The 888-nt window shown below is 52.8% G+C and carries 2 protein-coding genes; both read left to right on the top strand.

Features of this window, described 5'->3' with window-relative positions:
- Positions 1 to 70: 70 nt before the first annotated feature.
- Entirely contained in the window at positions 71 to 436 is a 366-nt protein-coding gene (locus ABD339_RS33510; RefSeq protein ID WP_072354022.1) for a TonB family protein, read from the top strand.
- Between the two features lie 66 nt (positions 437 to 502).
- Positions 503 to 888: CopG family ribbon-helix-helix protein (locus tag ABD339_RS33505; RefSeq protein WP_312856926.1), on the top strand; the 386-nt coding region annotated here is incomplete at its 3' end.

Below are 888 nucleotides of genomic sequence, written 5' to 3'. Positions count from 1 at the left end.
CCAAAATTCCGCCCGCACCGGATGAAAATACCTGGCAAATATTCAAAAACGCCCCTCTGGATTTCAGACCATGAAAGCTTTTACTCTGACAGTGCTGGCGGCCATGTTCCTCACTCCGGTACATGCGATACCACTAAAACCCGTAACCACACTGCAGCCAACCTACCCGGTACAGGCCGCAGCAAAACGCATCGAAGGTCAGGTGACCGCCACGTTTGATATTCTGGACGATGGACGAGTGGACAACGTGTCGCTTACCGGCTGTCACCTTTTTTTTCGGGAAACGCTGACGGCAATGAGGCACTGGCTATATCCCGCAGGGCACCCGGCAATGCGACAGGTTATAAATTTTGAATTCAGTCTGAAAAATGACGGCTTACAGGATCCGCGACCAGTCACCACCCAAAAGCTCAATGATGATGGTTGCCGCCAGTAACAGGTCCTTTAACCCGCAGGCTGCAATAGTCCTGGATGATGAGTGAGCCTGTAGCAGCCCTGATTAGTGGAAGCGAAGCTGAAAAATGGGCAGCAAAAGCCGTATTTCTGGCAAATAGCGCCGCCACGGATTAAAGTAGTCATGTGTAATACATATGACTACAAAGGGGCTTTTATGTCATCAGCAACATCCATCAGGCTCGATGAAGAACTTAAGGACCGGCTGAAAACGCTGGCCGATGACCGGCACCGCTCAGCGCACGCGCTAATGCTGGAGGCAATCACCGAATACATCGACCGGGAAGAGAAGCGCAGCCAGTACCTGCGGGACGGACAGGCCGCATGGCAGCACTATCAGGAAACGGGTCTGCACCTTACTGCGGAAGAAGCGGAAGCCTGGATAAGTACCTGGGGAACTGAGAACGAGCAGGATGCTCCGCCATGCCACAGGTA

It is taken from the genome of Streptomyces axinellae (assembly GCF_039532135.1).
In the GTDB taxonomy this organism is placed as follows: domain Bacteria; phylum Actinomycetota; class Actinomycetes; order Streptomycetales; family Streptomycetaceae; genus Streptomyces; species Streptomyces axinellae.
The sequence above is the reverse complement of the archived record's forward strand: the minus strand, read 5'-3'. Positions and strand labels throughout refer to the sequence as shown.

Bases quoted from the DNA above. Each gene is read 5' to 3' on its own strand.
- ABD339_RS33510 (WP_072354022.1), top strand. From the start codon at position 71: ATGAAAGCTTTTACTCTGACAGTGCTGGCGGCCATGTTCCTCACTCCG.